Genomic DNA, 17,626 nt, shown 5'->3' with positions numbered 1-17,626 from the left:
GATGAGCATGCGGTGCCCGTGATGGCCTCGCCCTGACAGACAGGGCGAGGCCTGCGGCTTTTCAAGGCCCGAGCAGCGGTCCGGACCCCGGTCACCATGACTTGTGCCGGTGAGTTCGCATTCCATCCGGGATCGATGGCAAGGTGTGATCTCAGGTCGAGGCCACAGTGGATGGAAAGATGCGTGACATGGGTGTGAGGAGTGGAAACGACGTGATGCCGGCCGGCGGGGGTGACGGGGGCGTCATCGCGCGGGTGCCGTCCGGTTTCCGGTCCGGCCTGACCGACGGCACCGACGTCCCGGCCCTGACCGTCCCGCCCTCGTCGCCGAAGGTGCCCTCGTGACCGACGCCGTTCAGCTCGCCCTGCACCCCGACGGCACGTTGCCGCGGACGCTCATCGTGACCTTAAGCGGTGAGCTGGACTACGACAACGCCGAAGCCTTGCGCACGAGGTTTCTGGCCCTGCTGGACGATGACTACCGCTGCCTGGTCCTGGACCTGAGCGAGCTGACGTTCTGCGACTCCACCGGGATCAGAATCTTCCTGGCTCTGCGTGAGCTGATCGACGACCGCGGCGGGATCATCGCGCTGACCGACCTGCATCCCCGCCTCGTCAGGATTTTTCAGATGACGGGCCTGGTGCAGTTCTTCGCCGTGCACTCCAGCCGCGCCGATGCCCTGGCCATCCTGCGTGACCAGCCGAGCGCCTCATAGATCCCGCCTCCCGGATACGGCGCGGTGGGAGCACTCCCACCGAAGGCCGATGATTGAGCAGCTCAGGACGGGCAGTGACCTACTGCGCAATCCGTCAGCGACAACTCTGATTCTGGTAAGCGAGTCGGTAGCCCCCCGGTGAGATCCAGAAACGGCATTCACACGGGAGGCCATGGGTGAACCCAGACCAGCGAACGTACTGGCCGATCAGCACCGACCTCGCCGCTCTGCGGCGACGGGTCCACCGTTACGCGACTCAGGCGGGGCTGACCGGAACACGGCGCGATGACCTGTTGCTGGCTGTCAACGAGGCGGCGATCAATGTCCTGGAACACGGTGGCGGCAGCGGCACCGTGACCCTCTGGCACGACGAGCGGGATCTGACCGTCAACGTCGTCGACATCGCGGGCCGGCTCACCGCCCACGACGTCCACCGCCGGCCTCCCTCTCCCCGGGCGGAGCGGGGTTTCGGACTGTGGCTGATGGGCCGGCTGTGCGATGAGTTCACCATCCATCAAGAACGCGGACGATCCCACGTCCGGCTCCGGATGCGCCTGCACCCCACCCCGTAGGCGAGTACCGCGGCGAGGCCCGCCGGCGAGGACGGCGACCTTCACCGGGAACCGCAGTCTCACGATGCATGATTTGAGCTGCTAAGTACGAGAGAAAGATGCCAAATAGGCAAACAGCCGATAACGCTACTTTTCAAGCGATCATACGTACCACCATGCTCCTGGGTAGACCTCTATCGATCTAGGAGCAACCTTCTGTGGCAACCCCCAGAACACGCCGGCTGATCACAGCGGCGAGTCTGTCGCTGATGGTCGCGGCGACCACGGCCGCACTGCCCGGCAGTGCGAACGCCCTCTCGTCCGACGTCGTCATCTCCGCCGTGTACGGCGGCGGCGGCAACTCCGGAGCGTTCTTCAAGAACGACTACATCGAGCTGGCCAACACCACCGGCAGCGCCGTCGACGTCTCAAATTGGAGCGTTCAATACGCCTCCGCCGCGGGCACCGTCTTCCAGCTCACCAGGCTGACCGGTAGCATCCCCGCGCACGGCAGGTACCTCGTCCAGCAGGCCGCGGGCGCCGGCGGCACCGCCGCGCTGCCCACGCCCGACGCCGTCGGCACGATCCCCATGTCGGGCACCTCCGGCGTCGTCGCCCTGGTCACGAACCAGATCCCGCTGGTGGCCTGCGGCATCTCCTGCTCGACCGCTCCGAACGTCAAGGACCTGGTCGGTTACGGCGCGACCGCGAACGTCGAGACGCTCGCCGCGCCCGCGCTCACCAACACCACGGCCGACGCCCGCACCGGAACGCTGGCCGACACCGACAACAACGCCGTCGACTTCGTCTCCGGCGTGCCGAAGGCCACCAACTCCGCGGGCACCACGGTCAGCGCGGGCGACCCCGGCGGTCCGGGCGACCCCGGCGACCCGACCCCCGGCACCACCCGCATCCACGACATCCAGGGCTCGGGCCGGATCTCCCCGATCGTCGGGCAGAACGTCACGAACGTCCCCGGCATCGTCACGGCCGTCCGGGTGACGGGCAACTCGCGCGGTTTCTGGTTCCAGGACCCCAGCGCCGACGCCGACCCCCTGACCAGCGAGGGCCTCTTCGTCTTCACCGGCTCGACGTCGCCGACGGTTGTCAGCGGGGACTCCGTCCTGGTCACCGGTCGCGTCACCGAGTATCGTCCGGCCACCGGCGCGCAGGCCCTCACCGAGCTCGGCGGCGCGATCAACACCGTCAGGCTCAGCGGCGGCAACGCGCTGCCCGCGGCCGTCCCGGTCGCCTTCCCCGACGCCTTCACCAAGAGCGGCAGCCTCGAGGCCCAGCCGCTGGAGCCGTCCTCCTACGTGCTGGACTGGCTTGAGGTCCACGAGGGCATGCGGATCACCCTCGCCGAGGACACCCGCCTGATCAGCCCGGTCAACACGGAGTTCTCCGAGCTGTGGGTGACGCTCAAGCCGGGTCAGAACCCGACCCCGCGCGGCGGTTCCCTCTACAAGGGCTACGACGACCCGAACAGCGGCCGGCTGATGATTCTCGCGCTGAACGGCGCGCCCGCCGCCAACGTCGGCTCCACGCTGGCCGCCGGCACCACCGGACCGCTCGACTACCAGTCGTTCGGCGGTTACGTCGTGCAGGCCACCCAGCTCGGCACGATCACCGAGGGCGGCCTCAAGCGCCAGAAGGTGCTCCCGCCGAAGAAGCAGGGTGACCTGTCCGTCGCGACCTACAACGTCGAGAACCTCGCCGCCAACAACCCGGCCGCCAAGTTCGCGCGGCTGGCCGAGGCGGTCGTCACCAACCTCGGCACGCCCGACATCCTCGCCCTGGAGGAGATCCAGGACAACAACGGCGCCACCGACAACGGTGTCGTCGCGGCCGACCAGACCGTCGCGAAGTTCATCGCGGCGATCCAGGCCGCGGGCGGTCCCACGTACGCCTGGCGCTCCATCGACCCGAACGACGGCACCGACGGCGGCGAGCCCGGCGGCAACATCCGCCAGGTGTTCCTGTTCAACCCCGCGCGCGCGACGTTCGTCGACCGTCCCGGAGGCGACGCCGACACGGCCGTCTCCGTCGTCCGCGAGCGGCCGACCAGCAACCAGATCTCCCTGTCGGTCTCGCCCGGCCGGATCAACCCGACCAGCTCCGTCTGGTCCTCCAGCCGCAAGCCGCTCGTCGGCGAGTTCCTCTACGACGGCAACAAGCAGCTGTTCGTCATCGCCAACCACCTCAACTCCAAGGGCGGCGACTACCCGCTGACCGCGGCCGTGCAGCCCCCGGTCCGCAGCAGCGAGGTGCAGCGCGTCAAGCAGGCCACCGAGATCCACGACTTCGTCAAGGACCTCTCCGACAAGAGCGCCGGCCGCGCCCGCGTCATCGTCCTGGGCGACCTCAACGACTACCAGTTCAGCCCCGCCCTTCAGACCATCACCGGCAACGGCACCCTTCTCAAGACCCTGATCGACACCCTCCCCGCCGACCAGCGCTACAGCTACGTCTTCGACGGCAACTCCCAGGTCCTCGACCACATCCTCATCAGCCCCGCCATCAAGGGCTACTCCTACGGCGTCGTCCACATCAACGCCGAATTCGCCGACCAGGCCAGCGACCACGACCCCCAGATCGTCCGCATCCTCACCGGCTGCGACGTGACCCCCCTTCCCGTCCGCTGCCTCCCCGGCAGCCCCGTCGTAGACCAGTAACCCCGCAGAGAAGCGCCCGTCCCCCTGGGGGCGGGCGCTTCTCCCATGGGCCGACCGCGGGTGAACCGGTCGGCGGCCTAGGTAGGTGTCCCGCTCAGGGACGCCCCGAGAGCAGTCGTCATGTACAGGACGTTGCGTCCGGATCGCTCGCGTACGACCAGCCCGCTCTCGCGCAACACGCCGAGATGCTGCGACACCGCGCTGGGCGTGACGCCGAGCGCACGAGCCAGGTCCGTCGTCGTCGCGGGGGAGCGCAGCGCCTCGAGCAGTTCGGCCCGCACCCGGCCGAGCAACCGGACCGCGCTACCCGCGGGGGCCCGCGTCCCCGCGGTCCACAGCGCCCCGACGCCCCGTGCCGGATATCGCACCGTGGTCTGCGTGGAGGTGCTCTTCTTGATCAGCACGTAGGGCGAGCCGAGAACGACGGGGATGAGGACCAACCCGCCCGGACCGCGGTTCACGGCGCGCTCGGTCCGGCAGCGCGTTCCCTCCAGCCTCAGCCGGCCGTCGCGCCAGTGCAGATCCGGGTGCAGGTCGGTGAACAGCCTCTCGGCGCCGCCCGCGGCCAGCTGCCTGGCGCGGTAGATGACGTCCGCGTCGAGTACGGCCCGGATCCGTGACCAGTGCGGCGCGATGAGCCGGTCGTGTGCCGCCCGGAGTTCCGCGGCGATCGCCCGCAGGCCCGCCGACGGCCGCGCGGCGAGCGCGGCGGCGTCGTCGGGGAGTTCTTCGCCGAACACGCGCCGGAGGCTGGCCCGTACCTGACGGGCGGTCGTCCTTCGCAACGCCGCCAGATCCTCCTCGATGGAGGTCCCCGCGCCGAGCGGGGCGGGGACGAGAAACTCCGGCCAGCTCGATCGGCCGTTCACGAGCAGCGGCAGGGTACGCGAGAGGTCGAGTGGATTCCCGGCGAGCTCGTCCGCCGCCCACCGCAGCCACCGCAGGTTGATCGGGTGCCGATCGATGTCGCCCAGCTGCTGCAGGCCGGCCACCGTCTCGGACAGCGGCGAGATCGCGAATCGCGTCGCCGCCAGCTCGGCCACGCCGAGATCGATCGTCAGAGCCATGGACCGACTATGTAGCAATGACCTAAATGCTGTCGCGGCGGCACCCGGCGCCGGAGGATCCCGGCATGAAACAGGAACCGACGCCGAGCGACGCCGAGCCACGCCTGTCCGCGGCCTACCGGCGGTTGTGGTGGGCGACGGGTGTCAACACCGTCGGGGACGGGGCGTTCGCCGCGGTCGTTCCGCTGCTGGCCGTCACGATCACGCACGACCCCCGGCTCGTGTCGGTCATCTCCGCGGCGACGTACCTGCCCTGGCTGCTGCTCTCCCTTCCCGTCGGCGCGCTCGTCGACCGGTACGACCGCGTCGGCCTCATGTGGCGCTCGCAGGCGATCCAGGCAGTGATCGTCAGCGTCCTCACCGTCATCGCCGCGTTCGGCCAGATCGGCATCCCGGTGCTCGCGATCATGGCCTTCGGGCTGGGGGCATGCGAGGTCGTCTTCGCCAACGCGGCGCAGTCGATCCTGCCGGATATCGTCGTGAAGCCCCTGCTGCACAGGGCGAACGGTTATCAGCAGACGATCACAGTGATCGGCTACCAGTTCCTGGGACCACCGATCGGCAGCCTGCTCTTCGCGGTCGCCGTGGCGCTGCCGTTCGGGATGGACGCCGCCTCCTTCGCCCTGTCCGCCGCGCTGCTGGCGACGTTGCCCAGGCGGGGGCGCAGGCAGAGCGAGCACCCACCGATGCGCACGGCGATCGCGGACGGTCTGCGCCGGCTGGCCCGTCACCGGCTGCTGCGCACCCTCGCGGTCCTGCTCGGGGTCAACACCTTCTGCGGTCAGCTCGGTAACGTCACACTCGTCCTGCTGGCGACCCGGACGCTGCACCTCGACGCGCGCGGTTACGGCCTGCTGCTCGCCGGTGCCGCGATCGGCAGCCTGCTCGGCGGCCTGGTCGGTGCGCGCGTCGTCAAAAGAGTCGGCGCGCTTCCCTCACTGCTCACCGCGCTCGCCGTGAACGTCGTCGTCTTCATCGGGATCGGGCTGAGCCCGAACGCGATCGTGCTCGGCGCCCTGCTGGCCGTCAACGGCTCTGTCATCACGCTCTGGAGCATCGTGACCGTCAGCCTCCGGCAGCAGATCGTGCCTTCGGAGATGCTCGGGCGGGTGAACAGCGTCTACAAGATGCTCGGCTGGGGGCTGATCCCGCTCGGGGCCCTGGCCGGCGGGCTGGTGGCGCACGCGTTCGGGTTGCGCGCGCCGTACCCCGTCGCGGGTGTGCTGCGAGGAATCGCCCTGCTGGTCGCGATGCCCGTACTGATCCGCGCCATGCGCGACCGATGATCGCGTCAGGGCGAGACCACGCCGACGCGGAACGTCTCGGCCGGGGACCGAACCGAGAAGAGCTTTCTCCGGTATCGCTTACTCCCGTGCGCGGAAGGCGTCCATGAGGTAGTCGAGCAGGCGGTTGACCTGGTCGGGGTCCAGCGCCGCCATGGCGGCGCCGTTCGAGGCGACCAGGACGTCCAGCGGTTTGATGCCCTTCCGCAGGACGCCGTCGCGCACCCCCGCGTCGAGGAGCCGGCCCACGGCGTCGAGCGCGAGAGCCCGGGCGCCGGGGAAGGCGACGGCGTTCGGATCCGTCACCGCCGTGGCGCGCAGAGCCTGCGCGAGGCCGTGCTTGGCCGTCAGGTAGTCCACCCAGCGTCCCAGCCAGACACGCAGCGCCTCGTCCGAAGGCGTCGTGCGGAGCAACTCCTCCGCCGAATCGCAGACTCGCGCGAGCTCGCTCGCGTGCGCGGCCTCGATGAGGGCCTCACGCGTCGGGAAGTGCCGGTAGAGGGTCCCGATGCCCACGCCCGCCTCCTTCGCGATGCCCTTCAGCGAGGTTCCGGGGCCTTCGCGGGCGAACGCGCGTGTCGCGATCTCGAGGAGTCGCTCGCGGTTCGCCCGGGCGTCGGCGCGTGGCTGTCTGGAGTCCTTCGTGTCCATGGGCCGCTTCCTCCAGGAGTCCACTCGCGTTGCAATCGGAGCCGGGTCCGCTTATAGTGACGCCAACCGGACTCGGCTCCGTTTATCTTATGCGAAAGGCGCCTCAGCATGAACACGGAACGCGTCACGATCCCCTTCGAACCGACCACGACCGCCGAGGAAACCGTCGAGGGCCTCGACCTGTCCGGCAAGAGGGCCGTCGTGACCGGAGCGTCGTCGGGAATCGGCGTGGAGACCGCCCGGGCGCTCGCCAAGGCCGGCGCCGACGTCACCCTCGCGGTCCGTGACACCGCCAAGGGCGAGAAGGTCGCCGCCGGCATCGTGGAGTCCACGGGCAACGCGCACGTGCACGTCGCACCCCTGGACCTGTCGGCCCCCGACTCGATCGACGCCTTCGTCGCCTCATGGCACGGTCCGCTCGACATCCTGGTCAACAACGCCGGCATCATGGCCACGCCCGAGTGGCGCACCACCGAGGGATGGGAGATGCAGTTCGCCACCAACCACCTCGGTCACTTCGCCCTCGCCCTCGGACTGCACGACGCCCTCGCGGCCGCCGGGCACGCCCGGGTCGTCGTCGTGAGCTCCGTGGGCCACGTCAACGGCGACGTCATCTGGGACGACATCCACTTCGAGAAGAACCCCTACGACGCATGGCAGGCATACAGCCAATCCAAGACCGCGAATATCCTGTTCGCCGTCGAGGCCGCCCGTCGCTGGGCCGGTGACGGCATCACCGTCAACGCCCTCAATCCCGGCCGCATCTGGAGCACCGGCCTGTCCCGGCACATGGCGGCCCCGCCCGCATCGTTCGAGCCCGAATCCAGCGACGGCGTGTCGGTCAAGGACACCCTCCAGGGCGCGGCCACCTCGACCTTCCTGGCCGCCTCACCTCTCGTCGACGGCGTGACCGGAAAGTACTTCGAGGACTGCCGCGAAGCCGCCCCGCACACACCCGGACTCCGGCGCGGCTTCGCGGCGTACGCCGTCGACCCCGACGCTGCCGCACGCCTCTGGCGGATATCCCTCGACATGATCGACAACGCCGCCCGGAGCGGGGACGCCTGACACGCAGGGGCGAGAAAGGGCGTGGCTCGCCGCGGGGCCGGCCGAGCCCGTCCGTCCATGGGACGGCCGGTAGGCGGGTCCTGCCTTTTCAGTGATGCGCCGGCGACGGAACGGCGCGGCGGGCCTGTGCGGTGGAGGCGGCGCGAAGACGGGTCTGGGCGAGTTCGAGTGCGGCCTGGGCGGGGGCTGTTCCGAGGCGTTCCGCGGTGTGCAGGAGATCGCTGACGGTGCCCTCGATGGCCTGGACGCGGGTGAGGGCGTCGTCGGCGGTGCCGCGATGGAGTTCCGTGGTGAGCGCGTAGATGACTCCGCCCGCGCCGACGACGTAGTCGGGCACCCAGATGACGTCACGGCGGTGCAGAAGGCCGGCGATGTCCGGGGTGGCGAGTTGGTTGTTCGCGGGCCCGGCAACGGCGCGGCATCGCAGAGTCGGCACCGACTGCTCGGTGAGGATGCCGCCGAGGGCCGCGGGTACCAGGATGTCGACCTCCGCGGCGACGGCCTGCTCGGGGCTGCTCCAGGTGGCGCCGAGTTCCTCGGCCGGCGCCCGTTTGCCGGGGTCGATGTCGCTCACCAGAAGCTCGGCTCCTTCGGCGGCGAGCAGGCGGGTGAGCTTCTCGCCGACGCTGCCCAGGCCGACCACGGCCAGGCGCCGGCCGGCGAGGTGCGGGGTGCCGTGGATCCGCCGGCAGACGGCGCGGAGCGCGGCGAGCGTCCCGACCGCGGTGTGCGGCGAGGAGTCGCCGCTACCGCCCCACTGCGCTGGTTTGCAGAACACGTGGGTGGTGCGTTCGCCGATGACCGCCATGTCCGCCGGTGTGGTTCCGACATCCGGTCCGGTCGCGTACAGGCCGCCCAGGGAATCGACGACGTCCGCAACGTCGTACAGCACGTTACGGCGCAGGGCCGCGTCGATTTTGACCCCCTCGGGCACGGCGATGACGGTTTTGCCGCCGCCGTTGGCCAGCCCTGCCACCGCGCACTTGGACGTCATGCCGGCTGACAGGCGCAACGCGTCGGTGAGGCCGTCCTGCCAGTCGGTGTAGTGCCAGAGCCGGCAGCCACCGACGGCCTGGCCGAGCGCCGTCGAATGGACGGCGACGATGACCGGCAGGCCCGAGCGTGGTCCCGTGCGGATCACGACCTGTTCGTGGTCGAGCGTGAACATGCCCTGGTTCCCTTCATCTGAGCAATATCAGAGCTTCAGAATCGTGCATCTGGCTGTCAGGAAGGGTCCTGATCGAACGAACGGTCGGAACGGCTGGCAAACTGCCAGTCATGGACGAACTTGATTCGGAGATCATCCGGCTTCTCCAAACAGATGCGCGGCAGTCCAACCGTGAACTGGCCCGCAGGCTCGGCATCGCTCCCTCCACCTGCCTGGAACGCGTCCGAGCGCTCACCCGCCGAGGCGTCATCCGCGGCTACCACGCCGACATCGATCCTGCCGCGCTCAACCGCGGCGTCCAGGCTCTGGTCTCCGTGCAGGTGCGACCACTCAGCCGCACCGTCATCGACACCTTCAAGGAATCCGCCGGCGCCCTGCCCGAAGTGCTCAGCGTCTTCGTACTGGCCGGCGGCGACGACTTCCTCCTGCACGTGGCCGTCCAGGACCTCGACCACCTGCACGCCTTCCTCCTCGACCGGCTCAGCAAACGCCGCGAGATCGCGGGCTTCCGCACCTCGGTGATCTTTCAGCAGGAACACACCATCGCCCCCTCCAGGCTCCCCGACCCATCACCTTCCGGGGAACCGCACACATCAACGACCTGACCCCTCGGCCGGGGCCGTTGACCGGCGCCGACGGCACAGACAGCGGCCGGTGGCATTCGCGCACCGCGCGACAAGGGGCGCCTCCGTCGCTCCACGGAGATGCCGGGCGGTCAGCCCCCGGGTCCAGATGGGTGCGCATGTCGATCCGTGTGGTGCCGTATGCCTTCGTGGCGCGAGGTGTCCGCGCCCCGCTCAACTTCCTCGAACAGCTCCGCCGCCCGCCCGGCTGTGCCCAAGGCCCAGCGCCCGGTGCTGAGCAGCCCGAGGACCAGGACGCCGACGCCGAGCCCGAGCACCAGCCACCACACGCCCCGCTCCGCGCCGGTGAACGCCGTCCCGCCGCGGCCCAGGGCCGATCCCACGATCGTTCCGGAGATCGCGACGCCCAGGGTGATGCCGGTCTGCCGGCCGGTGGAGGCCAACGAGGTCGCCACCCCGGCCATCGAGGCGGGCATCCCCGAGACCGCCGAGTTGGTGATCGGCGGGTTGACGGTGCCCTGGGCGACGCCGAACAGCAGATAGACCGCGAGTACGGCCGGCAGCGGGGTGGCCGGTCCGAGCCAGATCGACGCGCCGCCGCCCAGCGCCAGCGCGGCCCCGGAGACCACCAGCGGCAGCCGAGGACCGCGACTGCCGACCAGCCGGCCGGTGAGCGGGGAGAGCACCACGATCAGCACCCCGACCGGGAGCAGGCACAGCCCGGCCGTCAGCGCCGACATGCCGCGCACGTTCTGCAGGTACAGGGTGGTCACGAACAGGAACGCGCCGAACCCGCACAGGGCGAAGAGCGCCATCAGGATCGCCGAGCTGAACGGCACGCTGCGGAACAGGCGCAGCTCCAGCAGCGGGTCGACGCGGCGCGATTCGTAGCCGAGGATGCCGAGCGCGCAGAGCACGGCGACGGCGAGCAGACCGAGAATGACCGGTGAGGTCCAGCCCAGCCTGCCGGACTCGACGATCGCGTAGACGACGCCGCCCAGCATCAGGATCACCAGGACCTGACCCACCGGGTCGAACCGGCGCGCTCGGGCGGCACGGGACTCGGGCACGAACAGAGCAGTGCACACGATCGCGACGGCCACGATCGGCACGTTGATCCAGAAGATGGAGCGCCAGCCGAAGCCGTCGACCAGGGCGCCGCCGAGGATCGGACCCAGCCCCAGTGACAGGCCGGACGTCGCCCCGAACACGCCGATGGCCCTGGCCCGCTCGGCCCGGTCGGGGAACGTGGTGGCGACGATCGCCATCGCCACCGGATTGAGCATCGTGCCACCGACGGCCTGCAGCGCCCGCGCCGCGATCAGCCAGCCGATGCTCGGCGCCAGGCTGCACAGCAGCGAGCCGAGCCCGAAGACGGCCAGGCCGACCTGGAAGATCCGCCGACGGCCCACCCGGTCGGCGGTGGACCCGGCCAGCACCATGAAGCCGGCGAGCACCAGGGTGTACGCGTCGACCGTCCACTGCAGGCCGGACACCGAAGCGCGCAGGTCGAGGCGGATCGCCGGCAGCGCGACGTTGACGATGGAGATGTCCATCACCACGACGACCATGCTGGCGCAGCAGATGGCGAGCACCAGGAGCCGGCGGCGTCGGCTGAGCTCGCCGGGCGTGGTCTTCAGCGGCATTGAAGTGGTCATGACCACGGACGCTAGGGTTTAGAGCATGCTCGAAGTCAAGCCGCATGCCGGTATCCAGGCGTGCGGCTCGGGCCGCACCGGCATCGGGGCCTACGCGTCAGAAGCCGGGCTCAGGACCCGAGTGAGCCAGTCGCTGCGCGTCCGGCGCGCCGCAGCCGAAACCCGTGCCTGCGGGTACAGCGCGTCGAATCCATGGAAGCCGCCCGCCCAGATGTGTAGTTCGGCCTGGCCGCCGGCCGCCCAGATCCTGGTGGCGTAGTCGACGTCCTCGTCGCGGAAGACCTCGGCCGACCCCGCGTCGATGTAGGTGGTCGGCAGGCCCGAGAGGTCGCCGGCCACCGCGGGTGAGACGTAGCCGGGCACGTCCTGGCCGGCGAGGTCACCGAGAACCGACCGCCATCCGAACTCGTTCATCTCGCGCGTCCAGACTCCGGGGTCGCCGGAGTACTGCCGGCTGGAGGCGGTGACGTTGCGGTGGTCGAGCATGGGGCAGATCAGCACCTGGGCGGCGATCGCCGGGGTGGCACGGTCGCGTGCCATCAGGGTGACGCCGGCGGCGAGGCCACCGCCGGCGCTGGCGCCCGCAACGACGATGCGGGCGGGATCGATGCCCAGCTCGTCGGCGTGCTCGGTGACCCAGAGCAGACCGTGGTAGCAGTCCTCGACCAGGGTCGTGCCGGTGACCTCCGGCGCCAGCCGGTAGTCCACGGAGATCACGACGGCGCCGAGCAGGTCGAGCCAGTCGAGGGGGATGTCGATCTGCGAGAAACGATCTCCCATGATCATGCCGCCGCCGTGGATCCAGTAGACGCACGGTGCCGCCGTGGAGCGGTCGGTCCCGACGGGGCTGAGGATCGACAGGGGGATCCGCGCGCCGTCCGGACCGGGAACGGTGACCTCACGCCGGTCGACCGCGCGACCTTCGAGGAGGGTGTCGATCGGCGTCGACGGGAACTGGCGCAGTTGGGCGAGCATCTCGGGGCTGAGCTCGGACATGAGCGGCATGTCGGCGAGCAGCGCGCGCAGCTGGGGGTCGAGGTCGGGGCGTGCCAGAGTCACGGGGGTTCCTTCTGCTGAGGTTCTGTCGGGTGATCAGGGGAGGGGAGGGCCGGTCGGCAGCCGCCGCGGCCGGTCGGCCCTTGTCCGCCGGGCGTTCCGGGAGACGATGGCGGCGGGCGCCGCCGGGTCGAGTCGGCAACGGATCGGCGTGGTGATCGGCGGTCTCAGAAGGCGGCCTTGCCGCCGACCGGCACCTCGTCGACGTACTGGGACTCGCCGGTGAGCAGCGGCTGGAGCTTCGCGACCAGCGCCTGTGCCTCCTCGGTCGCGAAGAACCTGCCATGGGCCTCCTCGCTGGTCCATCCTTCGGTGACGTGGACGACGTCCCGGTTGCCGGCCGAGCGGCCGACCAGGAAGACGACGCAGTCCTCGTTCGACAGGGACGGCGCGTTGAGCAGAAACTCGACCAGCTCGTCACCCTTTCCGGGCTGCGCGGTCATGGTGGCGTGAAAACCGTGGTTGACGCTCATGGGGGAATCTCTCTCATCGTGGGAGCAGTTGTGCGCTCCTGGGATATCGACGAGTTCATGTAATCACCCTGAGCTGCGGAAATGGTAGAACGATGCTCCCAAGCTCTTGCCTGATCCTCTCATTGCCGGGAGCATCGGGTCCGTGTTTTAATCGGGGACATGGACCTCGATGAGCTGCGCACCCTGCTGGCCCGACATGCCCGGCCCGACATGACCACCGCCATCGACGGTGTCCTGGTCTCGAAGGTCGAGCAGTCGACTCCGCCGTCGCCGTCGATGTCGGGCACGGTGGTGGCACTCATCGCGCAGGGCGCGAAACGGATCGCGCTGGGCGACCGCGTGTATGAATACCGCGCCGGGCAGTATCTCGTCGCCTCGGTCGACATGCCGATCACCGGCCACTTCACCGAGGCCAGCCCCGAGTCGCCGGCCATGGGCTTCGGCCTGCTCCTGCACCCGGCCACCGTTGCCGAGCTGCTGCTGCAGGCGGCCCCCGGAGACCTCCCGCCCGCCGGCGGCGGCGCGCCGTCCGGCATGGCCGTCAGCGACGCGCCCGACGCGCTCGTCGACGCGGTGATCAGGCTGCTGCGCCTGCTCGACCAGCCGCGCGACCTGGCGGTGCTCGCACCGCTGATCAAGCGGGAGATCCTGTGGCGGCTCATCACCGGTGAACAGGGCGCCGTCATACGCCAGCTCGGCCTCGCCGACAGCAGCCTCACGCACATCGCCCGGGCGGTCCGGTGGATCCGCGACCACTACACGCAGTCCTTCCGCGTCGAAGACGTGGCGCAGCTGTCCGGCATGAGCGTGTCCGCCTTCTACCGCAACTTCCAGGCGGTCACCGCGATGAGCCCCGTCCAGTTCCAGAAGCAGATCCGGCTGCAGGAGGCCCGGCTCCTGCTCGCCACCCATCCCAACGACGTCACCGGCGTCGGCTACCGCGTCGGCTACGACAGCCCGTCGCAGTTCAGCCGCGAGTACCGCCGCCAGTTCGGCGCGCCCCCCAGCCAGGACGCCGCCCGCCTGCGCGGCTCGATACTCAGCGCCACGCCGGCCCTGGTTTGACAGGACGTTCTCGGGACGGACATCGCCGCGGACGATCCGATGCGCCTGCCGGGCCGTTCACGGCGGCGGTTCTCGCACGACGCCGGCGATGACCGCGGTCACGACATCGCGGACGGCTCCGGCCTCCGGCGGGGTGCCTCCGGTCGGCGAACAGCATGTGCCCGGCCCCGATGAGCGTGGGAGCGAGCGTGTCGACGTCGGCATCGGCTACGACGCGACCAAAGGCGAGTTGTCTGCCAGGAGGCGTTCCAGGGTGCGTCGGCCCATCCGGCTCATGGCCGGGTTGGATTCGAGGTAGTACCAGACGAGCCCCATCGCCTGCTGGAAGGCCCACGCTCTGCCTCGTTCCCATTCAAGGTCGTCGCACCCGAGGTCCAGGCGGAGCACCTGCCGAGGCCCGGCCTCCAGCAGATGCCAGGCACTCACGAGATCTAGAGCGGGGTCGGCCGGTCCGAAGTCGCCGACGTCGAGAATCCCGGTCAGCCGACCGGCGGACACGAGCACGTTGCCGGGAATGAGATCGCTGTGGGTCATCACGTCGGCTGCTTCGCGCGGCAGACTTCGAAGGTTTTCCCACATTCGGCGAAGCCGGCGAACGTCCAGAAGGTGTTCGCTGTGCTTGAAGCAGGTTTCCATCCACGCGTCGTGAGCTGGAAGGTCGCCCCCTCTGCCTCTGCCGGCGAACGTGCGGCCACGCGTGTCGACGGCACGCAGGTCGTTGATGAGTTCGGCCAGGTCGTGGGCAAACGCGACCGATTCGCCCGGATCCTCGTCGGTGGCCACGACGCCGGGCAGCCACGTCTGCACCGACCACGGAAGTGGGTATCCCGCCCCGGGCTCGCCGAGCGCGACCGGCTCGGGAGTGGGAAACCGCGTGTGACCTGCCAGCTCGCGGGCCGCCTCCGCTTCGGACTCCAGCCGGCGCCGCGTCGAGCCGGCGTGCCCGGGCTGCAGAGGGAACCGAGCGGTGAAGCGGTCGCCGACGCGGAAGATGGCGTTGACCGTCCCGTGGGCGGCGACGCTCGTGATGGGCATGCTCCGCCACTGCGGGTACTGCTCATCGACCAACGTGCGCACCGTCTCGGGTGACACCGTCAGCTGGTTGGCGTGCATCTTCACGCCGGGATCATTCCGCGTCCCGGCCTGCTGTCGCAATGTGTTTTCGACCGCGTGAGGTGCCTGCGGGTTATGCCGCCGGCTTCGGTGAGACGGCGCGGTGCCGCTGGGCATCAGTGCCGGTCATCGACATTTTTGGCGACTTACCTGGTTCGGGCCGGCCGGTCAGGGCGCCGAGGCGCCGGAAGCGTTCGCCTGGGTGTACGCGTGCGCGAGCGCGAGGCTGGCACGGCGGGCGGTCTCGATGATGTCGTCGGGGCCGACGCCGGTTCCTCGTGACGCGAGGAGCGCGGCGCTCGCGGTGTCGAAGGTCATCCGCAGCAGCAGGCGGTCCTGCGGGCCGGCGTCGTCGTCGACCAGAAGGTCGATGACGGTCTCGAACGCGGCACGGGGATCCTGGTCACCGGCAGCCAGCCGGCGCATGATCGGCTGGTTGGCCTGTGCGAGGCGCATAACGTGGAGGCGCTCGGGTGTGGTGCCCTCTATCCACCGCAGCGCCGCCTGCAACGGTAGGTCGGGGGTGCGGGGCTGCGCGGTGATCCATTCGACCAGCTCGTCCAGATCATGGCGGCGCTCTACGACGAGACTCCCCAGGATCTCTTCCTTGTTGCGGAAGTGGTAGTAGAGCGACGACTTCGTGAGGCCGAGCGCCTCCGAGATGTCTCGGGTGGATGTCGCCTCGAAACCCTTCTCGGTGAAAAGCCTCAGGGCGACACGCAGGATCTCCGTACGCGTGCCGCTACCGTCGCGCCGGCCCGTACCCTTGGTGGTCGCCATCGGTGCCCCCTTCGTCACCGTCACCCTAACTGAACGATCGACCGTTCAGTTAGGGCCGGCCTGCCCAGCGCGCTTTCGCGGAGCAGGTCACCAGAGGTGTCCGGGGAGCGTGTCGATATGCATGATCTCTCGGCGCGACAGTTGCCGTTGCGGGAGCGGGGTGCTCATGCGGCCTCTCGCGTGCCGGTGAAGGCGATCGTCATCAGAGCCGACTTCGCCTTGCCGGTCATCGTGTCCCCGTCGATCGAGGCGGCACACCTGACCTTCATCGTGAACGGTGAGGTGAGCCGGGCGCTGAAACTGATCTCACCGCCGTTGATCTGACCGCCCTCGATCGGGGCGTCGTTGAGGCTTCCGGTCAGAGCGCTCGCGGTCATGTCGAGGAACAGTTCCGCCAGCTGCTCGCCGCGGGGTGTCTGGAATTTCAGCGTCCAGGCGCTGCCCGGAGTCTCTCCCGGTGCTTTGGCGGGGTTCCGGCGACGGTACTCGTTGGCGGCGGCGACGGACTCCCGGTGTTCCGCCGCGTGGTCCCGGATCTGGGAGGGATCGAAATCCCTGGTGGCGAAGAATCGCTCGAGCGCGTCGTTGGCGCCGGCGGCGTGCTCCCCGGAGCGGGGCAGCATGCCTGCCTCGTATCGGGCGACGGCCGAGTCGATGGTGGGCTCTTCGGCGAGCGCGCGGGCGAGTTCCGCGCCGTCGAGCATGGCGAGGTTCACGCCGAATCCGCCCCAAGGGGCCATGAGGTGGGCCGCGTCGCCGAGTAGCGTCGCGCCCGCGGTGCGCTCCCAGGTGAGCGGGGCCGGCAGGGTCCACAGCGGCCGGTTGACGAAGGCGCCGTCATTGTCATCGATGAAGCGCAGCATTTCATCGGCCCAGCCCTTGAACTCCCCGAGCAGGAACCGCCGGACGCCGATCTGGTCGTCGAGATCGAGGCCGGCCTTGTCGTGCCAGTCCAGCTCGGCGCGCATGGCCACGTAGCCGCGCACGTGACCGTTGCCGTTGCGCTGCAGAATGATGCCCCTCCCATTGTTGTCGCCGGCGAACATGTGGCCGTCACCCACGAGCGCCGCCACCCGGGGGTGGCGTTCGTCGACGTTCTCGAAACGGACCTCGACGAACGAGACACCGCTGTACTGCGGCACGGCCCGGCTCATGAGAGGGCGCACCCGCGACCAGGCGCCGTCGGCACCGATGACCAGGTCCACCTCGGCGACCGTGCCGTTGCCGAATTCGAGGCGGTGAGTGCCGTTCCCGAGCGGGGTCACGGCCTGGAGTCTGTGCCCCCATTTCACCGTGCCGGGCCGCACATGCTCGGCAAGCAGGGTACGGAGCTGCCCGCGGTCGATCTCCGACGCGGCGAGGTCGTCCTCTTCGGGGACAAACGCGAGAAGTACGGTGCCGTGCTGGTCGAGCCTGCTCTTGGCCTGGCCTTCGGGCCTGGCGCGCGCCATGAAGTCTTCGAGCAGGCCGGCGTCTTCCAGGGCGATCTGCCCGGAGTCGGCCTTCAGGTCGAGGGTGCCGCCCGCGTCACGGGCGTCCACCGAGGCGTCGGCTTCGTAGACGGTGACCTCGATGTTGTGTTCTTGCAAGACGCGAGCGCACAGCAGGCCGCCGGGGCCGGCGCCGACGATGGCGATTCGTGCGGTGGTGTTCATGGGCTGAGGTCCTCTCAGGAGCTGTCTTCGTCGCGGCGACCGCCCCAGCGAGAACGTTCACTGA

Annotated in this window: 17 protein-coding genes; 8 read left to right on the top strand and 9 right to left on the bottom strand. The window is 69.6% G+C overall.

Features of this window, described 5'->3' with window-relative positions:
* Positions 1-188: 188 nt before the first annotated feature.
* From DKM19_RS49700 to DKM19_RS24140, 4 genes are all read left to right on the top strand, one after another.
* Positions 189-344 carry a hypothetical protein gene (locus DKM19_RS49700; protein ID WP_162641705.1) on the top strand — a complete coding sequence of 52 codons (156 nt, stop codon included), beginning with the start codon at positions 189-191 and terminating at the stop codon, positions 342-344.
* Entirely contained in the window at positions 341-715 is a 375-nt protein-coding gene (locus DKM19_RS24150) for an STAS domain-containing protein (RefSeq protein ID WP_110698606.1), read from the top strand. Before DKM19_RS49700 ends, DKM19_RS24150 begins: the two co-directional genes overlap by 4 nt.
* A gap of 176 nt (positions 716-891) precedes the next feature.
* On the top strand, positions 892-1,287 hold the full coding sequence (locus DKM19_RS24145; RefSeq protein ID WP_162641704.1) for an ATP-binding protein: 396 nt from the start codon (positions 892-894) through the stop codon (positions 1,285-1,287).
* 197 nt (positions 1,288-1,484) lie between these two features.
* A complete protein-coding gene (locus DKM19_RS24140; RefSeq protein ID WP_239514402.1) occupies positions 1,485-3,941 on the top strand; it encodes a lamin tail domain-containing protein in 2,457 nt (818 codons plus the stop codon).
* 77 nt (positions 3,942-4,018) lie between these two features.
* Here the strand turns inward: DKM19_RS24140 and DKM19_RS24135 are convergent, their stop codons facing one another.
* Complete coding sequence (locus DKM19_RS24135) at positions 4,019-5,008, bottom strand: DUF5937 family protein (protein ID WP_204358985.1); 990 nt, start codon at positions 5,006-5,008, stop codon at positions 4,019-4,021.
* A 65-nt stretch (positions 5,009-5,073) separates the two neighbouring features.
* Here DKM19_RS24135 and DKM19_RS24130 point away from each other — a divergent pair, with 65 nt between their 5' ends.
* Positions 5,074-6,294, top strand: a complete 1,221-nt coding sequence (locus DKM19_RS24130) for an MFS transporter (RefSeq protein ID WP_110705933.1) — start codon at positions 5,074-5,076, stop codon at positions 6,292-6,294.
* Positions 6,295-6,372: 78 nt separating this feature from the next.
* Here DKM19_RS24130 and DKM19_RS24125 read toward each other — a convergent pair whose 3' ends face one another.
* Complete coding sequence (locus DKM19_RS24125; RefSeq protein ID WP_110698601.1) at positions 6,373-6,942, bottom strand: TetR/AcrR family transcriptional regulator; 570 nt, start codon at positions 6,940-6,942, stop codon at positions 6,373-6,375.
* A gap of 108 nt (positions 6,943-7,050) precedes the next feature.
* On the opposite strand from DKM19_RS24125, the gene DKM19_RS24120 reads away from it, so the two are divergent.
* Entirely contained in the window at positions 7,051-8,010 is a 960-nt protein-coding gene (locus DKM19_RS24120) for an SDR family NAD(P)-dependent oxidoreductase (RefSeq protein ID WP_110698599.1), read from the top strand.
* An 88-nt stretch (positions 8,011-8,098) separates the two neighbouring features.
* Here DKM19_RS24120 and DKM19_RS24115 read toward each other — a convergent pair whose 3' ends face one another.
* Positions 8,099-9,178 (bottom strand): Glu/Leu/Phe/Val dehydrogenase dimerization domain-containing protein, encoded by a 1,080-nt coding sequence (locus DKM19_RS24115; RefSeq protein WP_110698597.1) that lies wholly within the window; start codon positions 9,176-9,178, stop codon positions 8,099-8,101.
* Between the two features lie 110 nt (positions 9,179-9,288).
* Here DKM19_RS24115 and DKM19_RS24110 point away from each other — a divergent pair, with 110 nt between their 5' ends.
* A complete protein-coding gene (locus DKM19_RS24110) occupies positions 9,289-9,783 on the top strand; it encodes an Lrp/AsnC family transcriptional regulator (protein ID WP_110698595.1) in 495 nt (164 codons plus the stop codon).
* A 110-nt stretch (positions 9,784-9,893) separates the two neighbouring features.
* On the opposite strand, the gene DKM19_RS24105 is transcribed toward DKM19_RS24110, so the two are convergent.
* From DKM19_RS24105 to DKM19_RS24095, 3 genes are all read right to left on the bottom strand, one after another.
* The gene (locus tag DKM19_RS24105; RefSeq protein ID WP_239514401.1) at positions 9,894-11,420 is read right to left on the bottom strand and encodes an MFS transporter; all 1,527 of its coding nucleotides are present in this window, start codon (positions 11,418-11,420) and stop codon (positions 9,894-9,896) included.
* A 90-nt stretch (positions 11,421-11,510) separates the two neighbouring features.
* The gene (locus tag DKM19_RS24100) at positions 11,511-12,479 is read right to left on the bottom strand and encodes an alpha/beta hydrolase (protein WP_110698591.1); all 969 of its coding nucleotides are present in this window, start codon (positions 12,477-12,479) and stop codon (positions 11,511-11,513) included.
* A 164-nt stretch (positions 12,480-12,643) separates the two neighbouring features.
* On the bottom strand, positions 12,644-12,949 hold the full coding sequence (locus DKM19_RS24095; RefSeq protein ID WP_110698589.1) for a putative quinol monooxygenase: 306 nt from the start codon (positions 12,947-12,949) through the stop codon (positions 12,644-12,646).
* A gap of 159 nt (positions 12,950-13,108) precedes the next feature.
* Between DKM19_RS24095 and DKM19_RS24090 the strand changes: the two genes are divergently transcribed.
* Positions 13,109-14,014 carry an AraC family transcriptional regulator gene (locus DKM19_RS24090; protein ID WP_110698587.1) on the top strand — a complete coding sequence of 302 codons (906 nt, stop codon included), beginning with the start codon at positions 13,109-13,111 and terminating at the stop codon, positions 14,012-14,014.
* Positions 14,015-14,221: 207 nt separating this feature from the next.
* Here DKM19_RS24090 and DKM19_RS24080 read toward each other — a convergent pair whose 3' ends face one another.
* From DKM19_RS24080 to DKM19_RS24070, 3 genes are all read right to left on the bottom strand, one after another.
* The gene (locus DKM19_RS24080; protein WP_204358984.1) at positions 14,222-15,244 is read right to left on the bottom strand and encodes an aminoglycoside phosphotransferase family protein; all 1,023 of its coding nucleotides are present in this window, start codon (positions 15,242-15,244) and stop codon (positions 14,222-14,224) included.
* A 51-nt stretch (positions 15,245-15,295) separates the two neighbouring features.
* Positions 15,296-15,907: a TetR/AcrR family transcriptional regulator gene (locus DKM19_RS24075; RefSeq protein ID WP_110698585.1), complete on the bottom strand. Its 612-nt coding sequence runs from the start codon at positions 15,905-15,907 to the stop codon at positions 15,296-15,298.
* 164 nt (positions 15,908-16,071) lie between these two features.
* Entirely contained in the window at positions 16,072-17,562 is a 1,491-nt protein-coding gene (locus tag DKM19_RS24070; protein WP_110698583.1) for an NAD(P)/FAD-dependent oxidoreductase, read from the bottom strand.
* Between the last annotated feature and the right edge of the window lie 64 nt (positions 17,563-17,626).

The sequence above is a fragment of the Streptosporangium sp. 'caverna' genome, from assembly GCF_003203775.1.
Classification (GTDB): domain Bacteria; phylum Actinomycetota; class Actinomycetes; order Streptosporangiales; family Streptosporangiaceae; genus Streptosporangium; species Streptosporangium subroseum.
This window is presented reverse-complemented; position numbering and strand designations above follow the sequence as displayed.

Bases quoted from the DNA above. Each gene is read 5' to 3' on its own strand.
- DKM19_RS49700 (WP_162641705.1), top strand. From the start codon at position 189: ATGGGTGTGAGGAGTGGAAACGACGTGATGCCGGCCGGCGGGGGTGAC.
- DKM19_RS24135 (WP_204358985.1), bottom strand. From the start codon at position 5,008: ATGGCTCTGACGATCGATCTCGGCGTGGCCGAGCTGGCGGCGACGCGA.
- DKM19_RS24130 (WP_110705933.1), top strand. From the start codon at position 5,074: ATGAAACAGGAACCGACGCCGAGCGACGCCGAGCCACGCCTGTCCGCG.
- DKM19_RS24125 (WP_110698601.1), bottom strand. From the start codon at position 6,942: ATGGACACGAAGGACTCCAGACAGCCACGCGCCGACGCCCGGGCGAAC.
- DKM19_RS24120 (WP_110698599.1), top strand. From the start codon at position 7,051: ATGAACACGGAACGCGTCACGATCCCCTTCGAACCGACCACGACCGCC.
- DKM19_RS24115 (WP_110698597.1), bottom strand. From the start codon at position 9,178: ATGTTCACGCTCGACCACGAACAGGTCGTGATCCGCACGGGACCACGC.
- DKM19_RS24110 (WP_110698595.1), top strand. From the start codon at position 9,289: ATGGACGAACTTGATTCGGAGATCATCCGGCTTCTCCAAACAGATGCG.
- DKM19_RS24105 (WP_239514401.1), bottom strand. From the start codon at position 11,420: ATGACCACTTCAATGCCGCTGAAGACCACGCCCGGCGAGCTCAGCCGA.
- DKM19_RS24095 (WP_110698589.1), bottom strand. From the start codon at position 12,949: ATGAGCGTCAACCACGGTTTTCACGCCACCATGACCGCGCAGCCCGGA.
- DKM19_RS24090 (WP_110698587.1), top strand. From the start codon at position 13,109: ATGGACCTCGATGAGCTGCGCACCCTGCTGGCCCGACATGCCCGGCCC.
- DKM19_RS24080 (WP_204358984.1), bottom strand. From the start codon at position 15,244: ATGCCCAGCGGCACCGCGCCGTCTCACCGAAGCCGGCGGCATAACCCG.
- DKM19_RS24075 (WP_110698585.1), bottom strand. From the start codon at position 15,907: ATGGCGACCACCAAGGGTACGGGCCGGCGCGACGGTAGCGGCACGCGT.
- DKM19_RS24070 (WP_110698583.1), bottom strand. From the start codon at position 17,562: ATGAACACCACCGCACGAATCGCCATCGTCGGCGCCGGCCCCGGCGGC.